We start from the raw sequence: 21,122 nt of genomic DNA, 5'->3' as shown, positions 1-21,122 counted from the left end.
CACGCTAGTGCACGTCGCGCCTGCGGAACGCGATCTGGCCCGCGACACTCAGGGCGAGCGCGACCGCGACCAGTGCGATCACCGGTTCCCAGGCGAAGTCCTCGGCCGGCACCATCGGCAGGTGCTCGAAGGGTGACACGTCCATCAGCCACTGCGGCATCTGGAACAGCTCGCCGAACAACATCACCACGGCCGAGAACGCCAGCGGCACCCAGGCGAGCGCCGTCCACCTCGGCACCAGGCCGAACAGCAGTCGGGCGAAGCCGCTCAGCACCAGCACCGGCCCGACGTACTGCAGGGACGGCCAGGTGAACGACCACGCCACGTCGCCGTCGCCGGTGACGAGCAGGTAACCGGCGCCGAGCCCCAGCCCGGCCACCGCCAGCACCACGACGGTGCCGACGACGGTCGCCAGCACGTGGCCGAGCAGCCACCGGGTCCTCGGGAGCGCGGTGGCCAGCGCGACCTCGAGGTGGCCGTTCTCCTCCTCGGCGCGCGGTCGCAGCGCCGAGGCGATCGTGAAGCCCGCACAGATCACGGCGAGCATCAGGATCGACGTGCCGTAGAACCCGGTCACCAGGTCGTCGCCGGCCTGCACGAAGAGGTCTTGCGAGGTCTGGGAGTCGCCGATCAGCGCCTTCACGTCGTCGCCGATTGCGCCGTACGCGAGGCCACCGAAGAACAGCCCGCCGGCCCAACCGAGGACGGCACCGCGCTGCAGCGACCACGCGAGCCCCTCGCCCGTGAGCAGCCCCCGGCGGGCGCGCGGCCGACCGGGCCGCGTGGCGATGATGCCGGACCCGTAGTCGCGACGGCCGAACAGCGCGTACGCCGCGGCGAGAGCGACGCCGGCGCCCCCGAGGAGCAGTACCAGCGGCCACCAGCGCAGGCCGGAGAACTGGTGCATCGCCTGGTACCACCCGATCGGGGAGCACCAGCTCAGCACGCCGTTCCCCACGTCGCCGACCGCGCGGAGCAGGTAGGACCCGGAGATCACCAGGCCGGCGATGCCGTACGCGGACCGGGTGCTCGCGGTGAGCTGCATCGCGATCAGCGCGGTGGCGGTGAAGAACCAGCCGACCGCGGTCGCGCCGAGACCGAGACCGAAGGAGTCGGCGGCGGCCAGACCGTACGCCGTCAGCGAGACCGAGACGAGCAGCCCGACGAGCAGGTTCGCGACGGCCGCGACCAGGACGGCCGCGGTGGTCGGCGCGTAGCGGCTCACGGCCGACGCCCGGAGCAGCTCGTCGCGACCGCTCTCCTCTTCGGCGCGGGTGTGCCGGCCGATGACGAACATGCTCATCAAACCGACGAGGATCGCGCCGAACGCGGTGCTCTGCCAGGCGGTCTGCCCGCCGAGCGTGTCGAGCGCCCGCGGCGGGCCGGCCATCGCGATGAACGCGGCGTTGTTCTCCATGCTCGCGGCCGCCTCGTCGTACTGCTGCTGCGTGGTGTACAGCTGGTCGATCGAGTAGCAGGTGACGATGTAGAGCCCGGCGGCGCCGAGGATCCACCACAGCAGCATCCACGTGTCGCGCTTGAGGAACGTCCAGAGGAACGTGCCGGTGCCGGTCATGCCGGCGTTGACTCGAGGTTGTCGCCGTAGTGGCGGAGGAACAGCTCCTCGAGCGTCGGCGGCTGGCTCGTGAGACTGCGGACGCCGGCCGGAAGGATCGCCTGCAGAGCCGGGTCGAGGCGCGCGGTGTCTACCTGGAACCGCACCCGGGTGCCCTCGATGACCAGGTCGTGGATCCCCTCCAGCGCGTCGAGTCCGCTGGGTGCCCTCTCGAGCTCGGCGGAGATGGAGGTACGGGTCAGGTGCCGCAGGTCCGCGAGCGTCCCGGACTCGACGACCTGGCCGGCGCGAATGATGCTGACCCGGTCGCAGAGCTGCTCGACCTCGGCGAGGATGTGGCTGCTGAGAAGCACCGCGTGGCCGCGGTCCCGGAACTCGTCGACGTACCGCTGGAAGACCTCCTCCATCAGCGGGTCCAGGCCGGATGTCGGCTCGTCGAGCACGAGCAGGTCGACGTCGGAGGCGAGCGCCGCGACGAGCGCGACCTTCTGCCGGTTGCCCTTCGAGTAGGCGCGACCCTTCTTGGTCGGGTCGAGCTCGAAGGCGTCGATGAGCTCCGCACGACGAGCGTCTGCCGTCCCGCCCCGGAGGCTGCCGAGCAGGTCGATGACCTCGCCGCCGGTGAGGTTCGGCCACAGGTTCACGTCACCGGGGACGTAGGCGAGCCGCCGGTGCAGCTCGGCGGCCTGGCTCCACGGGTCGCCGCCGAAGAGCCGTACCTCGCCGCCGTCGCTGCGGAGCAGGCCGAGGAGGACACGGATGGTGGTCGACTTGCCGGCGCCGTTCGGCCCCAGGAAGCCATGCACCTCACCCGGCCCGACGTCGAGGTCGAGGCCGTCGAGGGCCCGGAAGCTGCCGAACCGCTTCACCAGTCCACGGATGTCGATCACGTGTTCGTCGGTCACATCTCGACGGTAGTACTCCGCGGTCAGGCTTGCTCGTAGGTGCGCACGTCGTTGGTCTCCGGGTCGTAGCACTCGGTTCCCGCGACGTCGCTCGGGATCGCGTGGTCCTCGAGCACGACGCACTCCCACACGTCCTGGCTGCCCGCGACCTCCTGCCAGGTCCCGTCGACCTTCACCCACAGCGCGGCGTACCCGCCGCAGTCGTTCACGCCGCCGCGCGCGAAGCCGTCGGTGCGCACGACCTGGACGGTCACGCCGACGAAGCCGTCCTCGCAGGTCGACTCCTGGGCGAGGTCGTCGGCCAGCGTGCCGACGAACTCCTGGAAGTCCGCGGGCGCACCCGCGAGCTCCTGGGCGTCGGCGCTGCTCTGGACCTCCACACCCGGGGACCCGCCCTTGGTGTAGCTGAGCAGCTCCGTGGTCGTCGTCGGCGACTCGGCCGGGATGGGGCTTGCGTCCTGGTCCGCGTGGGAGTCGTCGCTGCCGGAGCAGCCGGACAGGGTCAGGGCGCACATGAGCGCCGTCGTCACGCCGAGATTCGTGATGGTCATGGTGGGGTGACGTCTCCTGCGACGGTTCGGTTGCGACTAGGCGTTGTGGACGTCCACGAGCGCGGAGCACGCGTCCCGCACGGCCTCCTCGAGGACGCCTCGCCTCGGGTCAGGCACGGCGAGCCAGAGGCCGGCCGGCCGCGCGTGCCTCAGCCGGGCGTCGGTCAGCACCTCGTCGACCGCCGCGTGGTCTCCTCCGGTGACCAGCGGACCGCTGAGGCCCGCCAGGATCCTGGCGGCGTGGTCGGCGGCGGCCTCGTAGGCCTGCCGCGCCTGGTTGTCGCGTCGCCGGGCGAACCGCTGCTGGCTCTGTCCGCCCGCCTTGGTCCGCCCCTGCACGTGACGCTGGCCGACCTTGCTCTCGGCCGTGCGCGTGCCCGCGAGCCGCGCCACCGCGAACCCGCCCTTGCGCACCAGCAGCACGCCCCAGTCGTCGGGGACGATCATCCGCTCCCGGAACGCCGCCGGGTCCGGGAGGCCGTCGTACCGTCGGTCGAACGGCAGCCAGGCGCTGAACGTCGACCCGTCCGCAGCCGAGCCCGTCAGCGCGCCGTCGACCACACCCAGCCCGGTCTCCCCGTGCCGTCCCTGGAAGTTCACGACCCACCGCTCGAACCGCTCAGCTGGAACGAACACGGGCATGCCCCGACGCTAGCGGCCTCCCCGTCGAATCGAGACTTCTGGTCAGGCGTATGCACCGCGGGCAGCGGGTAGAAGGGCCGCGTGAAGCCCACCCCGATCCTCGCCGCGGCCGTGGCGACCCTCGCGCTCGGCGCCTGCTCCGGCGACGGGGACGCTCCTTCGACGGCCCCGAACACGGCCACGAGCACGCCGGTGCCCTTCGGCGTCACCTGCGGCGAGGCGGACCCGGCGCAGCAGCAGTACGTCGCGTTCCGGGCGGTCGAGGCGGGAGCGCCGAGGCTGAAGGCCGAGCTCGGTGTCACCGACCTCGGCGACCGCACCTACTGCGTCGTTCCCGAGAGCTACGACTCCCCCGCGACAGCCGCGAGGATCGTGTCGTACTCCGTGGTGCTCGACCAGAGCGACAACTACGGCGAGCGGTACGGCACGTTCTCGCGCGACGGCAGCGACGAGCTGCTCAACTTCCCGTTCGACTTCCGCGTGTACGGCTCGTGCCGCACGGCGACGGCAGAGATCGTCGTCCGCGGCGACGGCAGGGACTTCACCTACCGGGCCGTGGCCGACGTCGGCCCGAAGTGCTCGGACTGACCCTCAGACGTTGAAGCCGAGGGCGCGCAGCTGCTCGCGGCCGTCGGGGGTGATCTTGTCGGGGCCCCACGGCGGCATCCAGACCCAGTTGATCGCGACGTCGTTGACCAGGCCCTCGAGAGCGCCGTTGGTCTGGTCCTGGATCACGTCGGTCAGCGGGCAGGCCGCGGAGGTCAGCGTCATGTCGATCACACAGTTCGAGCTCTCGTCGACGTGCACGCCGTACACCAGGCCGAGGTCGACGACGTTGATGCCGAGCTCGGGGTCGACGACGTCCTTCATCGCCTCGGTGACGTCCTCGATCGAGACCGTGGACACGCCGCCACCGGTGGCCTCGGGCACGTCGGGCAGGTCGCTGTGGTCAGCCATGAGAGGTCTCCTCCAGAGATCGGGCCGTGGCGTCCTTCCAGGCCATCCACGACAGTAGTGCGCACTTCACGCGGGCCGGGAACTTGGCCACGCCCGCGAACGCGATGCCGTCCTCGAGCACGTCCTCGTCGGGCTCCACCGTGCCCTTGCCCTGCATCAGGGTCAGGAACTCCTCGTGGATCGACATCGCCTCGTCCACGGGCTTGCCGATGACGAGGTCGGTGAGCACCGACGCCGAGGCCTGCGAGATCGAGCATCCGACGGCGTCGTACGACACGTCCGCGACCTTGCCGTCGGCGACGTGGACGCGCAGCGTCACCTCGTCACCACAGGTCGGGTTCACGTGGTGCACCTCGGCCTCGAAGGGGTCGCGCAGGCCCTTGTTGTGGGGGTTCTTGTAGTGGTCCAGGATGATCTCCTGGTACAGCGCGTCGAGCTCTTGTGTCATCAATCAACCCAACTTGAAGTACGAGCGGGTGTATTCCAGGCCCTCGACCATCGCGTCGATCTCCGCGGGCGTCGTGTAGAGGTACGACGACATCCGCGTCGAGCTCTGCACCCCGAACCGGGCGTGCGCGGGCTTCGCGCAGTGGTGCCCGGCGCGCACGGCGATGCCGCGCGAGTCCAGCACCTGCGCGATGTCGTGCGGGTGCACGCCTTCGAGCTCGAACGAGATCGCTCCCCCGCGCGACGCGGCGTCGAGCGGGCCGAGCACGGTCAGGCCGGGGATGGTGGCCAGGCCCTCGAGCGCGTAGGCCGTGATCGCCTGCTCGTGCCGGTGGATCGCGTCCATGCCGACGTGGGAGAGGTAGTCCACGGCCGCACCGAGACCGACCGCCTCGACGATCGGCGGCGTACCCGCCTCGAAGCGGTGCGGCGCCTTGGCGTACGTCGACCGGGCCATCGTGACGGTCTCGATCATCTCGCCGCCGCCGTGGAAGGGCGGGAGCTCGTTGAGCAGCTCCTCGCGTCCCCACAGCACGCCGATACCGGTCGGCCCGACGACCTTGTGGCCGGTGAACACCAGGAAGTCGCAGCCGGTGGCGGCGACGTCGACCGGCAGCTGCGGAGCCGCCTGGGAGGCGTCGATCACCGAGTAGGCGCCAACCGCCTTGGCCCGCGCGACCAGGTCGGTGACCGGGTTGATCGTGCCGAGCATGTTGGAGACCCAGGTGAACGAGACCACCTTGGTGTTCTCGTCGACCAGCTGGTCGGCGTTCGACAGGTCGAGCCGGCCGTCGTCGGTCAGTCCGAACCACCGCAGCTCCGCCCCGGACCGCTCGCAGGCGAGCTGCCAGGACACGATGTTCGAGTGGTGCTCCATCTCGGTGATGACGACGTTGTCGCCGGGGCCGAGCTCGATCGTGCGGGCCAGCAGGTTCAGCGCCTCCGTGGCGTTCTTCGTGAACACCACCTCGTTGCGCGAGGGCGCGTTCAGGAACGTCGCGACCTTGTCGCGGGCGCCCTCGAACGCCTCGGTGGCCTCGGCGCCCAGCAGGTGCATCGCGCGCGCGACGTTCGCGTTGTGCCGCTCGAGGTGGTCGACCATCGTGTCGATGACGACCTGCGGCTTCTGCGAGGTGTTCGCGCTGTCGAGGTACACCAGCGGCAGGCCGCCCGGGGCGGTCCGCGACAGGATCGGGAAGTCGGCGCGGATCACCTCCAGCTCGGGGAGCAGTCCGGGCAGCTGCAGCGTGGTCATGTCAGACCGCCGCCTGCGTGGTCGACGGGAGGAAGCGCTCGTAGCCGTTGGCCTCGAGCTCTTCCGCGAGCTCGGGGCCGCCGGACTCGGCGACCTTGCCGTTGACGAACACGTGGACGCGGTCGGGCTGGATGTAGCGCAGGATCCGGGTGTAGTGCGTGATCAGCAGGACGCCCTTGCCCTCGCGGGCACGGAACCGGTTCACGCCGTCCGAGACGACCTTGAGCGCGTCGATGTCGAGGCCGGAGTCGGTCTCGTCGAGGATCGCGACCTTCGGGTCGAGCAGCTCGAGCTGGGCGATCTCGTGGCGCTTCTTCTCACCGCCGGAGAACCCCTCGTTGACCGAGCGGGTGCCGAACGTCGGGTCGAGGTTCATCTGCTCGAGCGCGGCGTTGACGTCCTTGACCCAGGTGCGCAGCTTCGGGGCCTCACCGTCGAGCGCGGTCTTCGCCGTGCGCAGGAAGTTCGACACCGAGACGCCGGGGACCTCGACGGGGTACTGCATCGCGAGGAACAGGCCGGCGCGGGCCCGCTCGTCGACCGACATCTCGAGGACGTCCTCGCCGTCGAGCTTCACCGAGCCACCGGTGATCGTGTACTTGGGGTGACCCGCGATGGAGTACGCCAGGGTCGACTTCCCCGAGCCGTTCGGGCCCATGATCGCGTGCGTCTCGCCGTCCTCGATGGTCAGCGTCACGCCCTTGAGGATCTCCTTGGGACCGTCCTCGGTGTCGACCGAGACCTGCAGGTCCTTGATCTCCAGCTTGCTCATGATGGGGTGACTCCGTTCAGCGTGGTGGTGATGTCTACGTAGATGTCGTCGCCGCGCACTTCCAGGGGGAAGGTGGCGACCGGTTCGGTGGCCGGCAGGCCGGTCGGCTTGCCGGTCCGGAGGTCGAAGCGCGAGCCGTGCAGCCAGCACTCGACGGTGCAGTCCTCGACCTCGCCCTCGCTCAGCGCGACGGCAGCGTGGGAGCAGAGGTCCTGGAGGGCGAAGTACTCGCCGTCGTGACCCGCGATCGCCACGTCGTACTCGCCGACCGTGACGCCGAGCGCCTCGTCGGCGGGCACGTCGGAGACCGCGCAGGCCCGCTCGAAGCCCATCAGTCGAGGTCCTTCAGGACGTTCTTCGCGAGCTCGACCTCGACGGTCGAGAGCAGCTGCTCCTCGATCATCGGGATGCCGACCTTGCGGATCAGGTCGTTGAAGAAGCCGTGCACGACCAGGCGGCGCGCCTCCTTCTCCGAGACGCCGCGCGAACGCAGGTAGAACAGCTGCTCGTCGTCGAAGCGGGCGGTCGCGGACGCGTGGCCCGCGCCCTCGATCTCACCGGTCTCGATCTCGAGGTTCGGCACCGAGTCGGCCTGGCAGCCGTCGGAGAGGACCAGGTTGCGGTTCTCCTCGTAGGTCTCGATGCCCTCGGCGACCTTGCGGATCAGCACGTTGCCGATCCAGACGGTGTGCGCACCCTCGCCCTGCAGCGCGCCCTTGTAGACCACGTGGCTCTTGGTCTTCGGGGCCGTGTGGTCGGCGAACAGGCGGTGCTCGAGGTGCTGGCCGGCGTCGGCGAAGTACAGCCCGAGGAGCTCGGCCTCGCCGCCGGGGCCGGCGTACTCGACGTTGGCGTGCATCCGGACGACGTCGCCGCCGAAGCTGACCGACGTGTGCTTGACCGTGGCGTCGCGGCCGACCCGGATGGCGTCGCGACCGAGGTGCACCGCGTCGTCGTCCCAGTCCTGCAGCGACAGCACGTTCGCGGCCGCGCCGTCACCGACGAGCACGGTCGTGATCGCGGCGTAGCGGGCCGAGCCGGTGTGCACGATCGCGACGGTTGCCTGGGCGTGCCGCCCGACCCGCACGATGAGCCGGCCCCACACGAGGTCCTCGACCGAGTCGCCGCGCAGCCGCAGCACGATCGGCTCGGAGATCTCGGCGTCCGCCGGGACGTCGAGCAGCAGCGCCTTCGCGTTCGCCGCGGCCAGGGCCGACGGACGGTCGTTCGGGGCGAGCTCGCCGATCTCGCGCGCCTCGGCGTCGGAGATCTCGGTCAGCGTCACGCCGGCGGGCAGCGTGGTCTCCCACGTCAGCGCGGCGGTGGACGCCTCGCCGTCGAGGATCCCGCGCAGCCGCTTGAGCGGCGTGAAGCGCCAGATCTCCTCGCGCCCGTTGGGGAGCGGGTGGTCCGCCAGGTCGTACGACGGGGGCGGGTTCAGGTGGCTGAAACCCGCGCCGAGCTCCAGGGCGGACGCCGCGCTCTCGAGCGCGTTGTCAGTCACAGTCGAAGTCACTACTACGTCTACTTTCTAAAACTACGTGCGGAAGGCGGAGAAGCGAGTTCCCCGCGAATCGAGAGAGGGGGCCGGCGCGGCGGAGCGAAGCGACGACGCGCTAGCCCACTGCCCCCTCCATCTGGAGCTCGATGAGCCGGTTGAGCTCGAGCGCGTACTCCATCGGGAGCTCCTTCGCGATCGGCTCGACGAAGCCACGGACGATCATCGCCATCGCCTCGTCCTCCTCCATGCCGCGCGACATGAGGTAGAAGAGCTGGTCGTCGGAGACCTTCGACACGCTCGCCTCGTGGCCCATCGACACGTCGTCCTCGCGGATGTCGACGTAGGGGTAGGTGTCCGAGCGCGAGATCTGGTCGACGAGGAGCGCGTCGCAGAGCACGTTCGACTTCGAGCCGTGGGCTCCCTCGTTGACCTGGATCAGGCCGCGGTACGACGTCCGCCCGCCGCCGCGGGCGACGGACTTCGACAGGATCGAGGACGAGGTGTGCGGGGCCGCGTGCACCATCTTGGCGCCGGCGTCCTGGTGCTGGCCCTCGCCGGCGAACGCGATCGACAGCGTCTCGCCCTTGGCGTGCTCGCCCATGAGGTAGACGGCGGGGTACTTCATCGTGACCTTCGAGCCGATGTTGCCGTCGACCCACTCCATGGTCGCGCCGGCCTCGCAGACCGCGCGCTTGGTGACCAGGTTGTACACGTTGTTCGACCAGTTCTGGATCGTCGTGTAGCGGCACCGGCCGCCCTTCTTCACGATGATCTCGACGACCGCGGAGTGCAGCGAGTCCGAGCTGTAGATCGGCGCCGTGCAGCCCTCGACGTAGTGCACGTAGGCACCCTCGTCGACGATGATCAGGGTCCGCTCGAACTGGCCCATGTTCTCGGTGTTGATCCGGAAGTACGCCTGCAGCGGGATGTCGACGTGGACACCCTTCGGCACGTAGATGAACGAGCCGCCCGACCACACCGCGGTGTTCAGCGCGGCGAACTTGTTGTCGCCGACCGGGATCACGGTGCCGAAGTACTCCTGGAACAGCTCCGGCTGCTCCTTGAGCGCGGTGTCGGTGTCGAGGAAGAGGACGCCCTTCTCCTCGAGGTCCTCACGGATCGAGTGGTAGACGACCTCGGACTCGTACTGCGCGGCGACACCGGCGACCAGGCGCTGCTTCTCCGCCTCCGGGATGCCGAGCTTGTCGTAGGTGTTCTTGATGTCCTCGGGAAGGTCCTCCCACGAGGTCGCCTGCTTCTCGCTCGAGCGGACGAAGTACTTGATGTTGTCGAAGTCGATCCCCGACAGGTCCGAGCCCCAGTTCGGCATCGGCTTGCGGCCGAAGAGCTTGAGCCCCTTCAGGCGCAGGTCGAGCATCCATTGCGGCTCGCTCTTCTTCGAGGAGATGTCGCGGACGACGTCCTCGTTGAGACCACGCTTCGCGGTCGCACCGGCGACGTCCGTGTCGGCCCAGCCGAAGTCGTACCGACCGATGCCCTGAAGCTCCGGGTTGAGCTCTTCGATGGAGGTCATGAGCTGACCCGCTCCTTCTTCTCGATGGGTGTGCTCGGAATGCAGGTGGTGCAGACCCCGTCGCCGTGGGCGATCGTGGCCAGCCGCTGGACGTGGCGGCCGAGGACCTTGCTGATCGCCTCGGTCTCGGCCTCGCACAGCTGGGGGAACTCGTGGGCGACGTGGGCGACCGGGCAGTGCTGCTGGCACAGCTGCTCGCCGACGACAGGGAGGTCGCGAACGGACGCGGCGTACCCCTCGTCGCTGAAGATCCTGGCCAGGACCTCCGCTGCCCCGAGCTCGGGGTGCTCCGCGCGGACGCTCTCGAACCTCTCTCCGATGAACGCCGCCCGGCGGGCTGCGAATTCCCGGACCGCCTCCTCGCCCCCGGTCTCCGCCAGGAAGCGGAGCGCCTGGGCGGCGAGGTCGTCGTACTGCTGGTCGAAGCCGTCGCGACCGAACTCGGTCAGCGCGAAGACCTTGGCGGGACGTCCGCGACCACGGTGTGCCTGGCTCCGCGGCTCCCGGGCCTCCACGGCCCCGTCCTCGAGCAGCTGGTCGAGGTGCCGGCGGACCGCCGCGGGCGTCAGGTCGAGACGCTCGGCGAGCGCCGCCGCGGTGGACGGGCCGTTGACGAGGATCGACCGGGCCACACGCTGACGCGTGGTCTGGTCGTGCACCTCGGCGAATTCCACAACACCAGTGTGCCGTTATTGATCCGGACCGTTCAAGGAAGGCAACCCTTACCCGGATCGGGGCGTGAGCCGGGCCACACGCGGCTCCTCCCTACACTGACGGGCGTGCCCGACGCCTCCCCTGCCGTGTCCGTCGACGGGTTGGTGATGAGGTACGGCGACAAGCTCGCCGTCGACGGTCTGTCCCTAACCGTCGAGCGCGCCACGATCACCGCCGTGCTCGGCCCCAACGGCGCCGGCAAGACCACCACCCTCGAGACCTGCGAGGGCTACCGCAAGCCCCAGCAGGGCACGGTCCGGGTGCTCGGGCTGGACCCGACCCGCGACCGCCGCGCGCTGCTCCCCCGCATCGGCGTGATGCTGCAGTCCGGCGGCGCCTGGAGCGGGGTGCGCGCGATGGAGATGCTCGAGCACGTCGCGCAGCTGCACGCGAACCCGCTGGACACGGACATGCTCGCCGAGCGCCTGGGTCTCGGCGACTGCGGCAAGACGCCGTACCGCCGCCTCTCCGGTGGCCAGCAGCAGCGGCTCGGCCTGGCGATGGCACTGGTCGGGCGGCCGGAGATCGTGTTCGTCGACGAGCCGACCGCCGGCATGGACCCGGCCGCGCGCCGGACCACGTGGGAGCTCCTCGAGGAGCTCCGCCACGACGGCGTCACCGTGGTGCTCACGACCCACTACATGGAGGAGGCCGAACGCCTCGCCGACCAGATCCACATCATCGACCACGGCCGGCTGATCGCCTCGGGCACGCCCGAGGAGCTGACGCGCGGCACCTCGGCGACCGTGCGGCTCGTCGTCGACCAGGAGCTCCCGGCCGACGCCGAGGCCGCGCTGCGCGCCTCGGTGGACCGGTGGAGCACCGACCACGGCGTGGGCGTGCGGTCGATCAGCTTCGGCTCGCGCACGCTCGAGGACGTCTTCCTCGAGCTCACCGGACGGGAGCTCCAGCAGTGAGCGAGACCTTCACCCCGAAGCCCGGCGCCGCGCCGCTCTCGCGCCAGGTGCTCGCGCAGGCGCGCATGGAGTCGCGGCTGATGCTGCGCAACGGCGAGCAGCTGCTGCTCGCCGTGGTGATCCCCGTGATCGTGCTGATCGGCGGGGTGACCGCGGGCGAGCACCTCTCGCTCGACCTGGACACCGACCAGCCGCTGGTCGACATCTTCACGCCGGGGGTCATCGCGCTGGCCGTGATGTCCACGTCGTTCACCTCGCTCGCGATCGCGACCGGCTTCGAGCGCCGCTACGGCGTGATCAAGCGCCTCGGCGCCTCGCCGCTGCCGCGCTCCGGGCTGCTGGCCGGCAAGGTCGGCGCCCTGCTGCTGGTGCAGCTGCTGCAGGTGATCGTCATCGGTGCCGTCGGCCAGCTGCTGGGCTGGACCCCCGAGCCCGAGGTGCTCGGCGTCGCGCTGGCGATCGCGTTCGGGACCGCGGCGTTCGCCTCCCTGGGGCTCTTCGTCGCCGGCGTCTTCCGCGCGGAGGCGACCCTCGCGGTCGCGAACCTCATCTACCTGCTGCTGATGGCCGGCGGCGCCGTCGTGCTCCCTCTGGGCGCGTACGGCGCGTTCGGGCCGATCGTCCGGTGGCTCCCGTCGGGCGCCCTCGGCGAGGCGATGCGCACGGCGTTCATCGACGGCGAGGTCGCCTGGCGCGACCTCGGCGTCCTGGCGGCCTGGGCGGTCGTCGGCACCACCCTGACGGCGAGGACCTTCAAGTGGGAGTGACGGAGCGGCTGCGGCGCCAGCACGAGTGGATCCGGGGCTGGGCCTGGGCCTCGATCGTCGCGAACATCGGCATCGTCGTCACCGGCGGCGTCGTCCGCCTGACCGGGTCGGGGCTCGGCTGCCCGACCTGGCCGCGGTGCACCGAGGAGTCGTTCACCCCGCACGGCGCCTACAGCGTGAATGCGGCGATCGAGTTCGGCAACCGGCTGCTGACCTACGTCCTGGTGGCGGTCGCGGTCGGGACGTTCCTCGCGGCGTGGCAGTCCGGCCGGCGCGACCTGCGCACGATCGCGTTCGTGATGGGTCTGGGCATCCCCGCGCAGGCGATCATCGGTGGCATCACGGTCCTCACCGACCTGAACCCGTGGGTCGTCTCGTTCCACCTGCTGTCCTCGATGGCCATCATCTGCGTCTCGATGCTGTTCCTCCAGCGGATCGACCGCCCGGCACCCGGTGAAGCCCCTCGCGGACCGCTCGTCGTCCTGGGCTGGGCGACGTTCGTCTCCGCCTGGGCAGTCCTGTACGTCGGCACGATCGTCACCGGATCGGGCCCGCACGCGGGTGACGCGGACGCCAAGCGCAACGGCCTCGACCCGCTCCAGTGGAGCCAGGTGCACGCCGACCTGGTGTTCCTGCTCCTCGGCCTCACCATCGGGCTGCTGCTCGCGGCGATGGCCACCCGGCAGCCAGCCGCGACGATTCGCGCCGTGTGGGTGCTGCTCGTCGTCGAGCTGGCGCAGGGCCTGATCGGCTTCGTGCAGTACTTCACCGACCTGCCGGTCGTGCTGGTCGGGTTCCACATGCTCGGCGCCGCGCTCGTGGCGGCCACGGTGGCCTGGGCGCTGATCCAGGTCCGCGAGCCTGCGCGCTGAGCGGGCCGCGGCAGGTTCACCATGGGATGGTGCTGAACCCGCACTTCCCAGGGTCTGCACGCCGTGGGAAGTGCCGGCTCGCCTGCATCCCTTGGTGAACCTGCGACCGCCGCACCCGGGACAAAGAGAGACGGCGGCCGCCCATACCCCCGTGGACGGGCTGGCCGCCGTCATCCTTCAGACGCGGCGACGGGCCGATCGGTTGCACCGACCGGCGAACTTTTTTTCTCAGCGCTTGAGCAGCGGGTCGATCGCGACCGCGACGAACAGCAGCGAGAGGTAGAGGTTCGAGGAGTGGAACAGCCGCATCGGCTGGATCACGGCGAGGTTCTCGGTGCCCTTCGCGCGGTTCCACATCCGGTGCGCCTCGATGAGGAACACGGCGCCCAGGACCACCGCGGCGGCCGGGTAGAACAGGCTCGTGTCGGCGACCGGCCAGAGCAGCAGCGAGGTCGCGACCATCACCCAGCTGTAGATCACGATCTGCTTGCCGACCTCGGCGGCCGGCTTCACGACCGGCAGCATCGGGACATCGACGTTCGCGTAGTCCTCGCGGTAGCGCAGCGCGAGCGCCCACGTGTGCGGCGGCGTCCAGAAGAACACCACCATGAACAGCACCACGGGCACCCACGAGAGCGAACCGGTGACCGCCGTCCAGCCGATCAGCGCCGGGAAGCAGCCCGCGAGCCCGCCCCAGACGATGTTCTGGGTCGTACGACGCTTGAGCAGCATCGTGTAGACGAAGACGTAGAACGCGTTCGCGGCGACCGCCAGGAGTGCGGAGAGCGGGTTGACCCAGACGTAGAGGATCACCGTCGAGAGGATCCCCAGCGCGAAGCCGAAGACCAGCGCGGCGCGCGGCGACACGATGTGCCGCGGGATCGCCCGGCGGCGGGTACGCCGCATCTGCTCGTCGATGTCGCGGTCGTAGACGCAGTTGAAGACCGACGCCGAGCCCGCGGAGAACGTCCCGCCGAGCACGGTCGCGACCACCAGGCCGAGGTCCGGGACCCCGCCGGCGGCGAAGAACATCACCGGGACGGTCGTCAGGAGCAGCAGCTCGATGACCCGCGGCTTGGTGAGGCCGACGTACGCGGCGACGACGTCCTTGACGGTCGCTCGTTCGGCCGCGGGCTGCTGGGCAGCAGAAGCCGACTGGCCGACGTAGGTCACGAGGTTCCTCGAGCGCGAGTGGGTACCGGTTCATGGCCGGTGGACGATGCCGAGTCTATCGCCAGAGGTGGGTAGGCTCGGCATCGCCTGATCCACCCGAAAGGAACCCTGTGAGCAAGACCTCTGCGCTGGACTGGACCGAGCTCGACCAGAAGGCGGTGGACACGGCCCGAGTCCTCGCCATGGACGCCGTCCAGAAGGTCGGGAACGGGCACCCCGGAACGGCGATGAGCCTGGCCCCGGCGGCGTACCTGCTGTTCCAGAAGGTCATGCGCCACGACCCCGCCGACCCGCGGTGGATCGCCCGCGACCGCTTCGTGCTCTCCTGCGGGCACTCGAGCATCACGCTCTACACGCAGCTCTACCTCGGCGGCTTCGGCCTCGAGCTCGACGACCTGAAGGCGCTGCGGACGTGGGGCTCGAAGACCCCGGGCCACCCCGAGCTCCACCACACCGCCGGCGTCGAGGTCACGACCGGTCCGCTCGGCCAGGGCGTCGCGAACGCCGTCGGCATGGCGATGTCCGCCCGGCGGGTGCACGGGCTCCTCGACCCCGACGCCGCGCCCGGCTCGAGCCTCTTCGACCACCACGTCTACGTCCTCGCCTCCGACGGCGACCTCCAGGAGGGCGTGAGCGGCGAGGCGAGCTCCATCGCGGGCACCCAGCAGCTCGGCAACCTCACGGTCATCTACGACCGCAACCGGATCTCCATCGAGGGCGACACCGACATCGCGTTCACCGAGGACGTCGCCGCGCGCTACGAGGCCTACGGCTGGCACGTGCAGACGGTCGACTGGACCAACGGCGGCACGGAGTACGTCGAGGACGTCCCCGCGCTGTACGACGCCGTCACGGCGGCCGGCGCGGTGACCGACAAGCCGTCGCTCATCGTGCTCGACACGGTCATCGCCTGGCCCGCGCCGAACGCGCAGGGCACCGAGGCGGCGCACGGCAGCGCCCTCGGGGCCGAGGAGGTCGCGGCGACCAAGAAGGTCCTCGGGTGGGACCCGGACCAGACCTTCGAGGTGCCGGACGACGTCATCGCGCACACCCGGGCCCTCGCCGAGCGTGGTGCCGAGTGGGGCGCCGCCTGGGACAAGGAGTACGACGCCTGGGCCACCGCCAACCCCGAGCGCGCCACCTTGCTGCACCGGCTGAAGGCGCGCACGCTGCCCGAGGGCCTCGGCGATGCGCTGCCGGTCTTCGAGGCGAGCGAGAAGGGCGTGGCCACCCGCTCGGCGTCCGGCCAGGTGATCAACGCGATCGCGCCGCTGATGCCCGAGCTGTGGGGCGGGTCCGCCGACCTCGCCGGCTCCAACAACACCACGATCAAGGGCGTCCCGTCGTTCCTCCCCGCAGGCGGCGGCGTCGAGGAGTGGCCGGCCGACCCCTTCCAGGGCCGCGTGCTGCACTTCGGCATCCGCGAGCACGGCATGGGCGCGATCATGAACGGCATCGCCTCGCAGGAGCTCACCCGCGTGTTCGGCGGGACGTTCCTCACGTTCTCCGACTACATGCGCGGTGCCGTCCGCGTGGCGGCGCTGAGCCAGCTGCCCGTCACCTACGTCTGGACCCACGACTCGATCGGCCTCGGCGAGGACGGCCCGACCCACCAGCCGATCGAGCACCTCGCCGCGCTGCGCGCGATGCCCGGCCTCGACGTCATCCGCCCCGCCGACGCCAACGAGACCGCGGCCTGCTGGCACGCGCTCCTGCTCCACACCGACCGCCCGGCGGCGCTCGCGCTGACCCGGCAGAACGTGCCGGTCTTCCCGCGCGGGGCCGAGGGCTTCGCGGAGACCAGCGATGTCCACCGCGGTGGCTACGTGCTGATCGACGCCGAGGGCGGCCGCCCCGACGTCGTCCTGATGGCCACCGGCTCGGAGGTCCAGGTCGCCGTGGAGGCGCGCAAGCAGCTCGCCGAGGCCGGCGTGAAGGCGCGCGTCGTGTCGATGCCGTGCCTCGAGTGGTTCGAGGCCCAGGACCAGTCGTACCGCGACACCGTGATCCCGCCGATCGTCAAGGCCCGGGTCTCGGTCGAGGCGGGCGTGAAGCAGGGCTGGCGCGAGTACGTCGGCGACCACGGCCGGATCGTCTCCATCGACAAGTACGGCGCCTCCGCCGACTTCGCCCGGATCTACCAGGAGTACGGCATCACCGCCGAGGCCGTCGTCGCGGCCGCGCACGACTCGATCGCCGCAGCCACCAGCTAGAGAGGAACTCCATGAGTGACCGACTGAAGGCCCTGTCCGACGCAGGTGTCTCGATCTGGCTCGACGACCTGTCGCGCGAGCGCATCGAGACCGGCAACCTCGCCGACCTGATCGCGACCAAGCACGTCGTCGGCGTGACCACGAACCCGACGATCTTCGCCTCGGCGATCGCGAACGGCGAGCGCTACGACGAGCAGGTCCGCCAGCTCGTCGACAAGGGCGAGGACGTCGACCGCGTCGTCTTCGAGCTCACCACCGAGGACGTCCGCAACGCCTGCGACATCATGAAGCCCGTCTTCGAGTCCACGACGTCCGACGGCCGCGTGTCGATCGAGGTCGAGCCGACCCTGGCCAACGACACCGAGGGCACCATCGGCTCGGCGCAGGCGCTCTGGACAGCGGTCGACCGGCCGAACGTGCTGATCAAGATCCCCGCCACCAAGGAGGGCCTGCCCGCGATCACCGCAGCGATCGCGCAGGGCATCAGCGTGAACGTGACGCTGATCTTCGGCACCCAGCGCTACCGCGAGGTCATGGACGCCTACCTCTCCGGCCTCGAGGCGGCGCGCGACGCCGGCCTGGACCTCAGCACGATCCAGTCGGTGGCGTCGTTCTTCGTCTCGCGCGTGGACACCGAGATCGACCCCCGGCTCGAGGCGATCGGCACCGACGAGGCGCTCGGGCTGCGCGGCAAGGCCGCGGTCGCCAACGCCCGCCTGGCGTACGGCGCGTTCGAGGAGGTGCACGCCAGCGACCGCTGGCGGGTGCTCGCCGAGGCCGGCGCGCACGCCCAGCGCCCGCTCTGGGCCTCCACCGGCGTGAAGAACCCGGACTACTCCGACACCCTCTACGTCTCCGACCTGGTCGTCGCGGACACCGTGAACACGATGCCCGAGAAGACCCTCGAGGCGTTCGCCGACCACGGCGAGCTGAAGGGCGACCAGGTGACCGGCAAGGTCGCCGAGGCGCAGGCCGTGTTCGACCAGCTGGCCGCGGTCGGCGTCGACTTCGAGGACGTGCTCGTGGTCCTCGAGACCGAGGGCGTCGACAAGTTCAAGAAGTCCTGGGTCGAGCTGCTCGAGACCGTCGAGGGCCAGATGGCGGCGGCCAAGCAGTGACGGACTCACCCGTCGACCCCGTATCGACGGCGGCGTGGGCGCGGCTGCGCGCCCTCGCCGAGGGCTTCGCGCCCGACCTGCGGCGGTGGTTCGCCGACGACCCCGACCGGGTCGCGCGGCTGACCTTCAGCGCCGCGGACCTCCACGTCGACCTGTCGAAGTCGTTGCTGGACGGCGAGGTGCTCGACGCGCTGCTCGCGCTCGCCGACGAGGTCGGCGTCGAGGCCCGCCGGGACGCGATGTTCCGCGGTGAGCACATCAACGTCACCGAGGACCGCGCGGTGCTGCACACCGCGCTCCGGCTGCCACGCGACGCGTCGCTCGAGGTCGACGGTCAAGACGTCGTGACCGACGTGCACGACGTGCTGGAGCGCGTCTACGCGTTCGCCGAGAAGGTCCGCACCGGCGCCTGGACCGGGGTCACGGGGCAGCGGATCCACACGGTCGTGAACATCGGCATCGGCGGCTCCGACCTCGGGCCGGTGATGGCCTACGAAGCGCTCACGCCGTACCGCCAGGACGGGCTCGAGTGCCGCTTCATCAGCAACATCGACCCGACCGACGCCGCGACCACGCTGGCCGGCCTGGACCCCGCGACCACGCTGTTCATCGTGTCCAGCAAGACGTTCGGCACCCTGGAGACGCTGACGAACGCCCGGCTCTGCAAGGCCTGGCTGCTCGACGGCCTCGCCGGGCACGACGCCGCCGACGCCGTGGCGCGGCACTTCGTCGCGGTGTCCACGGCGCTCGACAAGGTCGCGGAGTTCGGGATCGACCCGGCCAACGCGTTCGGATTCTGGGACTGGGTCGGCGGCCGGTACTCGATGGACTCGGCGATCGGGACCTCGCTCGTGGTCGCGATCGGGCCGGAGCGGTTCGGCGAGCTGCTGGCGGGCTTCCACGCGATCGACGAGCACTTCCGCACGACCGAGGCAGCGCGCAACGTGCCGCTGCTGATGGGTCTGCTGAACGTCTGGTACACGAACTTCCTGGGCGCCGAGAGCCACGCGGTCCTCCCCTACGCCCAGCTGCTGCACCGGTTCCCGGCGTACCTCCAGCAGCTGACCATGGAGTCCAACGGCAAGGGCGTGCGGTGGGACGGCTCGCCGGTCACCACCGGAACCGGTGAGATCTTCTGGGGCGAGCCCGGCACCAACGGGCAGCACGCGTTCTACCAGCTGATCCACCAGGGCACCCGGCTCATCCCGGCCGACTTCATCGCGGTGGCGAACCCGCCGTACGACCTGAAGGACGGCGCCACCGACGTCCACGAGCTCTTCCTCGCCAACTTCCTCGCGCAGACCAGCGCGCTGGCGTTCGGCAAGACGGCCGAGGAGGTGCGCGCCGAGGGCACCGACGAGGCCGTGGTGCCGGCCCGGGTGTTCCCCGGCAACCGGCCGACCACCTCGATCATGGCGCCCGAGCTGTCGCCGTCGGTGCTCGGTCAGCTGGTGGCGCTGTACGAGCACCTGACGTTCGTGCAGGGCGTCGTCTGGGGCATCGACAGCTTCGACCAGTGGGGCGTCGAGCTCGGCAAGCAGCTGGCCCAGAAGGTCGGGCCCGCGATCGCCGGGGACGAGGACGCGCTGGCCGCCCAGGACCCGTCGACCCGGGCACTGATCGCCTACTACCAGGAGCAGCGGACCCGATGACCCACCCCAACCCGCTACGTGATCCCCGCGACCGGCGGCTGCCGCGCATCGCCGGCCCCTGCGGCATGGTGCTGTTCGGCGTGACCGGAGACCTGTCGCGCAAGAAGATCATGCCGGCGATCTACGACCTCGCGAACCGCGGCCTGCTGCCGCCAGGCTTCAGCCTGGTCGGCTTCGCCCGCCGCGACTGGGCTGACCAGGACTTCGCCCAGATCGTCCACGACTCGGTGAAGGCCCACGCCCGCACCGAGTTCCGCGAAGAGGTGTGGAAGCAGCTCGCGGAGGGCTTCCGCTTCGTCCCCGGCGACTTCGACGACGACCACGCGTTCGACCAGCTGCGCCGGACGATCGAGGAGCTCGACGAGGAGCGCGGCACCGGCGGCAACCACGCGTTCTACCTCGCCATCCCGCCCGGGTTCTTCGGCAACGTCGTCCACCAGCTCCAGGAGCACGGGCTCTCGACGCCGCGCGAGGGCTCGTGGCGCCGGGTCGTCGTGGAGAAGCCGTTCGGTCACGACCTCGAGTCGGCCCGCGAGCTGAACACCACGCTGGGCGAGGTCTTCCCGCCCGGATCGGTGTTCCGGATCGACCACTACCTCGGCAAGGAGACGGTGCAGAACATCCTGGCGCTGCGCTTCGCGAACGAGATGTTCGAGCCGATCTGGAACAACACCTACGTCGACCACGTGCAGATCACGATGGCCGAGGACGTCGGCATCGGTGGCCGCGCCGGCTACTACGACGGCATCGGGGCCGCCCGCGACGTCATCCAGAACCACCTCCTCCAGCTGATGTGCCTGGTCGCGATGGAGGAGCCGGTCTCCTTCGACGCCGAGAACGTGCGCATCGAGAAGGAGAAGGTCCTCGCCAGCGTCCAGCTCCCGGCACGGCTCGACAAGACCACCGCCCGCGGGCAGTACGCCGCCGGCTGGGCCGGCGGTGAGAAGGTCGGCGGCTTCCTGGACGAGGACGGCATCAAGAAGTCCTCGACCACCGAGACGTACGCCGCGGTCACACTCAACGTCGCGACGCGGCGCTGGGCGGGCGTGCCGTTCTACCTGCGCACCGGCAAGCGGCTCGGCCGCCGGGTCACCGAGGTGGCCCTGGTGTTCAAGCGTGCGCCCCACCAGCCCTTCGCCGCGTCCTCGGTCGAGGAGCTCACCCAGAACGCGCTCGTGATCCGGGTCCAGCCCGACGAGGGCGTCACCCTGCGGTTCGGGTCGAAGGTGCCCGGGACGCAGATGGAGATCCGCGACGTGAACATGGACTTCGTCTACGGCGGCTCGTTCACCGAGGAGTCGCCTGAGGCCTACGAGCGGCTGATCCTGGACGTCCTGCTCGGCGACCCGCCGCTGTTCCCGCGGCACGAGGAGGTCGAGCTGTCCTGGAAGATCCTCGACCCGATCCTGGCCCACTGGGCGAAACAGGACGCCAAGGGCAAGAGCAAGCCGGACCCGTACCCCTCCGGCGGCTGGGGGCCGGCGTCGGCCGACGAGATGCTGGCCCGTGACGGCCGGACCTGGAGGCGGCCGTGATGGCACCCCTCGAGACTTCGA

Annotated in this window: 21 protein-coding genes; 8 read left to right on the top strand and 13 right to left on the bottom strand. The window is 70.3% G+C overall.

All coding sequences use genetic code 11. The features are described 5' to 3' along the window. Positions 1 to 4: 4 nt before the first annotated feature. From ABD875_RS02240 to ABD875_RS02225, 4 genes are read right to left on the bottom strand one after another with little or no spacing between them, the layout of a single operon-like run. Positions 5 to 1,576 carry an ABC transporter permease gene (locus tag ABD875_RS02240; RefSeq protein WP_345170841.1) on the bottom strand — a complete coding sequence of 524 codons (1,572 nt, stop codon included), beginning with the start codon at positions 1,574 to 1,576 and terminating at the stop codon, positions 5 to 7. After that, the gene (locus ABD875_RS02235) at positions 1,573 to 2,481 is read right to left on the bottom strand and encodes an ABC transporter ATP-binding protein (RefSeq protein WP_345170840.1); all 909 of its coding nucleotides are present in this window, start codon (positions 2,479 to 2,481) and stop codon (positions 1,573 to 1,575) included. The genes ABD875_RS02240 and ABD875_RS02235 overlap by 4 nt, the downstream gene beginning before the upstream one ends. Before the next feature lie 23 nt (positions 2,482 to 2,504). Further along, positions 2,505 to 3,032 carry a hypothetical protein gene (locus ABD875_RS02230; RefSeq protein ID WP_345170839.1) on the bottom strand — a complete coding sequence of 176 codons (528 nt, stop codon included), beginning with the start codon at positions 3,030 to 3,032 and terminating at the stop codon, positions 2,505 to 2,507. Between the two features lie 36 nt (positions 3,033 to 3,068). Then, complete coding sequence (locus tag ABD875_RS02225) at positions 3,069 to 3,674, bottom strand: acVLRF1 family peptidyl-tRNA hydrolase (RefSeq protein WP_345170838.1); 606 nt, start codon at positions 3,672 to 3,674, stop codon at positions 3,069 to 3,071. 81 nt (positions 3,675 to 3,755) lie between these two features. On the opposite strand from ABD875_RS02225, the gene ABD875_RS02220 reads away from it, so the two are divergent. Continuing rightward, positions 3,756 to 4,262, top strand: a complete 507-nt coding sequence (locus tag ABD875_RS02220) for a hypothetical protein (protein ID WP_345170837.1) — start codon at positions 3,756 to 3,758, stop codon at positions 4,260 to 4,262. A gap of 3 nt (positions 4,263 to 4,265) precedes the next feature. Here the strand turns inward: ABD875_RS02220 and ABD875_RS02215 are convergent, their stop codons facing one another. From ABD875_RS02215 to ABD875_RS02180, 8 genes are all read right to left on the bottom strand, one after another. Continuing rightward, positions 4,266 to 4,631 carry a metal-sulfur cluster assembly factor gene (locus tag ABD875_RS02215; RefSeq protein ID WP_345170836.1) on the bottom strand — a complete coding sequence of 122 codons (366 nt, stop codon included), beginning with the start codon at positions 4,629 to 4,631 and terminating at the stop codon, positions 4,266 to 4,268. After that, the gene (sufU, locus tag ABD875_RS02210) at positions 4,624 to 5,079 is read right to left on the bottom strand and encodes a Fe-S cluster assembly sulfur transfer protein SufU (protein ID WP_345170835.1); all 456 of its coding nucleotides are present in this window, start codon (positions 5,077 to 5,079) and stop codon (positions 4,624 to 4,626) included. Before sufU ends, ABD875_RS02215 begins: the two co-directional genes overlap by 8 nt. A gap of 3 nt (positions 5,080 to 5,082) precedes the next feature. Continuing rightward, positions 5,083 to 6,333 (bottom strand): cysteine desulfurase, encoded by a 1,251-nt coding sequence (locus tag ABD875_RS02205; RefSeq protein ID WP_345170834.1) that lies wholly within the window; start codon positions 6,331 to 6,333, stop codon positions 5,083 to 5,085. 1 nt (position 6,334) lies between these two features. Beyond that, positions 6,335 to 7,105, bottom strand: coding sequence for a Fe-S cluster assembly ATPase SufC (sufC, locus tag ABD875_RS02200; protein WP_345170833.1), 771 nt, complete (start codon positions 7,103 to 7,105; stop codon positions 6,335 to 6,337). Next, complete coding sequence (locus ABD875_RS02195; protein WP_345170832.1) at positions 7,102 to 7,437, bottom strand: non-heme iron oxygenase ferredoxin subunit; 336 nt, start codon at positions 7,435 to 7,437, stop codon at positions 7,102 to 7,104. The genes sufC and ABD875_RS02195 overlap by 4 nt, the downstream gene beginning before the upstream one ends. Beyond that, positions 7,437 to 8,609 carry a Fe-S cluster assembly protein SufD gene (gene sufD / locus ABD875_RS02190; protein WP_345170831.1) on the bottom strand — a complete coding sequence of 391 codons (1,173 nt, stop codon included), beginning with the start codon at positions 8,607 to 8,609 and terminating at the stop codon, positions 7,437 to 7,439. Before sufD ends, ABD875_RS02195 begins: the two co-directional genes overlap by 1 nt. 112 nt (positions 8,610 to 8,721) lie before the next feature. Beyond that, positions 8,722 to 10,140 (bottom strand): Fe-S cluster assembly protein SufB, encoded by a 1,419-nt coding sequence (gene sufB, locus ABD875_RS02185; RefSeq protein ID WP_345170830.1) that lies wholly within the window; start codon positions 10,138 to 10,140, stop codon positions 8,722 to 8,724. Then, positions 10,137 to 10,814, bottom strand: a complete 678-nt coding sequence (locus ABD875_RS02180) for a helix-turn-helix transcriptional regulator (RefSeq protein ID WP_345170829.1) — start codon at positions 10,812 to 10,814, stop codon at positions 10,137 to 10,139. The genes sufB and ABD875_RS02180 overlap by 4 nt, the downstream gene beginning before the upstream one ends. A gap of 105 nt (positions 10,815 to 10,919) precedes the next feature. Between ABD875_RS02180 and ABD875_RS02175 the strand changes: the two genes are divergently transcribed. Genes ABD875_RS02175 through ABD875_RS02165 form a run of 3 tightly spaced genes read left to right on the top strand, consistent with a single transcriptional unit; the run spans position 10,920 to position 13,410 of the window. Beyond that, entirely contained in the window at positions 10,920 to 11,771 is an 852-nt protein-coding gene (locus ABD875_RS02175) for an ABC transporter ATP-binding protein (protein WP_425576162.1), read from the top strand. After that, positions 11,768 to 12,538, top strand: a complete 771-nt coding sequence (locus tag ABD875_RS02170) for an ABC transporter permease (RefSeq protein WP_345170828.1) — start codon at positions 11,768 to 11,770, stop codon at positions 12,536 to 12,538. The genes ABD875_RS02175 and ABD875_RS02170 overlap by 4 nt, the downstream gene beginning before the upstream one ends. Continuing rightward, the gene (locus tag ABD875_RS02165) at positions 12,529 to 13,410 is read left to right on the top strand and encodes a COX15/CtaA family protein (RefSeq protein ID WP_345170827.1); all 882 of its coding nucleotides are present in this window, start codon (positions 12,529 to 12,531) and stop codon (positions 13,408 to 13,410) included. Before ABD875_RS02170 ends, ABD875_RS02165 begins: the two co-directional genes overlap by 10 nt. A gap of 228 nt (positions 13,411 to 13,638) precedes the next feature. Here the strand turns inward: ABD875_RS02165 and ABD875_RS02160 are convergent, their stop codons facing one another. Next, positions 13,639 to 14,583 carry a heme o synthase gene (locus ABD875_RS02160; RefSeq protein ID WP_345170826.1) on the bottom strand — a complete coding sequence of 315 codons (945 nt, stop codon included), beginning with the start codon at positions 14,581 to 14,583 and terminating at the stop codon, positions 13,639 to 13,641. 32 nt (positions 14,584 to 14,615) lie between these two features. Here ABD875_RS02160 and tkt point away from each other — a divergent pair, with 32 nt between their 5' ends. The 4 genes from tkt to zwf are packed head-to-tail and all read left to right on the top strand — an operon-like array spanning position 14,616 to position 21,101. Beyond that, positions 14,616 to 16,796, top strand: coding sequence for a transketolase (gene tkt, locus ABD875_RS02155; RefSeq protein WP_379187326.1), 2,181 nt, complete (start codon positions 14,616 to 14,618; stop codon positions 16,794 to 16,796). 11 nt (positions 16,797 to 16,807) lie between these two features. Beyond that, positions 16,808 to 17,914, top strand: coding sequence for a transaldolase (gene tal, locus ABD875_RS02150; protein ID WP_345170824.1), 1,107 nt, complete (start codon positions 16,808 to 16,810; stop codon positions 17,912 to 17,914). Next, positions 17,911 to 19,566 carry a glucose-6-phosphate isomerase gene (pgi, locus tag ABD875_RS02145; RefSeq protein ID WP_345170823.1) on the top strand — a complete coding sequence of 552 codons (1,656 nt, stop codon included), beginning with the start codon at positions 17,911 to 17,913 and terminating at the stop codon, positions 19,564 to 19,566. Before tal ends, pgi begins: the two co-directional genes overlap by 4 nt. Further along, positions 19,563 to 21,101, top strand: coding sequence for a glucose-6-phosphate dehydrogenase (gene zwf / locus ABD875_RS02140; protein ID WP_345170822.1), 1,539 nt, complete (start codon positions 19,563 to 19,565; stop codon positions 21,099 to 21,101). The genes pgi and zwf overlap by 4 nt, the downstream gene beginning before the upstream one ends. Positions 21,102 to 21,122 lie beyond the last annotated feature (21 nt).

The sequence above is a fragment of the Nocardioides caricicola genome (assembly GCF_039541135.1).
Classification (GTDB): domain Bacteria; phylum Actinomycetota; class Actinomycetes; order Propionibacteriales; family Nocardioidaceae; genus Nocardioides; species Nocardioides caricicola.
This window is presented reverse-complemented; position numbering and strand designations above follow the sequence as displayed.